The organism is Xanthomonas sp. LMG 12461 (genome assembly GCF_009192935.1).
In the GTDB taxonomy this organism is placed as follows: domain Bacteria; phylum Pseudomonadota; class Gammaproteobacteria; order Xanthomonadales; family Xanthomonadaceae; genus Xanthomonas_A; species Xanthomonas_A sontii.
In genome coordinates, this window is record NZ_NQYT01000104.1 from 1 (window position 1) to 1,381 (window position 1,381).

The window sequence follows — 1,381 nt, forward strand, 5'->3', positions numbered from 1 at the left end:
TCCCTTGTGTCCACCCCCGCCGATCCGGGCCGCCGCAGCGTGCTGCGCGCCGGTGTCGGCATCGCCGCCGGCGCCGCGCTCTGGGGCCTTGGCGGCCAGGCCCGCGCCGCCGGCACGCTGCCGTTCGCCGGCCTCAATCTGTCCGGATTGGCGTCCAACAACTTCGTCGACAACGCCATCATCGACCGGCACTACCGCGACATCAGCGACCAGCACATCGTCGCCGCCGGCGCCTGCCCGCTGTTCCGCCTGCCCACCACTGCCGCACGCTTCAGTACCGGCCAGGGGATGCCGCTCAACGCCACGTATTGCGACCAGGTCGAGAAAGTGCTGAACCGGCTCGCGCAGCGCGGCAAGGTGGCGATCCTGGAGTTGCACGACTACATGCGCTTGCCGATCAAGGTCGCGAGCAAGTCCGGCTACCGGCGCGATGGCGCCGGCCAGCTGATCGGGCCGGACGGCCGCGCGGTCGCCGACCCCGCCGACCAAACGGTGTGGAACGGCACCTATCGCAAGGGCAATTTCCTGTACCTGGCCTACTTCGACCCGGCCGACAACCTGCTCAAGCTCTACGAGTACCGCGTGATCGGCACGCCGGGCTGCACGCTGTACAACGCCGCCGGCCTGCCGGATCTGTGGAGTCGCATCGTGCAGCGCTTCCGCTCGCATCCGGCGATCTTCGGCTGGGGCCTGATGAACGAGCCCTACCAGGGACCGGAGCGCAACGCCGACGGCAGCACGCTGGTGATGGCCGATCACTGGCTGCGCACCGCCACTGCCACCGCGGCGCGCATCTTCGATTTCGACCGGTCGCATTACGTGTTCGTTTGCGGCAACGAATACGCCAGCGCCCGCCGGTGGAAAGAGGCGTCCAACAACCTGGACACGATCCCCGACCCGTACGACCGCATCGTCTACGAGGCGCACAACTATCTGGACGACGAGGGCCGCGGAGGCGGTGCCTGGACCAATCGCAATGAAAACGTTGCGCCGGACACCGGCATCGAGATGGTCAAGCCGTTCATCGACTGGCTGGGACACCGAGGCAAGCGCGGCTTTCTCGGCGAGCACGGCTATCCGGCCGGCAATGCCAGCGCGGAATTGGCGACCAAGCGCATGCTCGCGCACCTGCAGGCCAACAACATCCCCAGCACGCAGTGGTGCTTCGGGCCCGGTTGGCCAGACAACGACGTGCTGGGCATGAGCCGCGACGTCGGCATGGACATCCAGGTGAAGTCCAACATCGCCGCGGTGCAGCCGTATTTCGACGCGCGCCTGTCCAGCTACGTGCCGCCGCCGCCGACGAGCTGACGCGTCGCGCGTGCGTCCGCGATGATGCCCAACCGCCGGCCGCGGGTTTCCGCGGCCGGCGGAACCGGGC

Annotated in this window: 1 protein-coding gene; it reads left to right on the forward strand. The window is 68.3% G+C overall.

The genetic code is table 11. The features are described 5' to 3' along the window. The first annotated feature begins 60 nt into the window (after window positions 1-60). On the forward strand, window positions 61-1,311 hold the full coding sequence (locus tag CEK68_RS20220; RefSeq protein ID WP_226977984.1) for a cellulase family glycosylhydrolase: 1,251 nt from the start codon (window positions 61-63) through the stop codon (window positions 1,309-1,311). Window positions 1,312-1,381 lie beyond the last annotated feature (70 nt).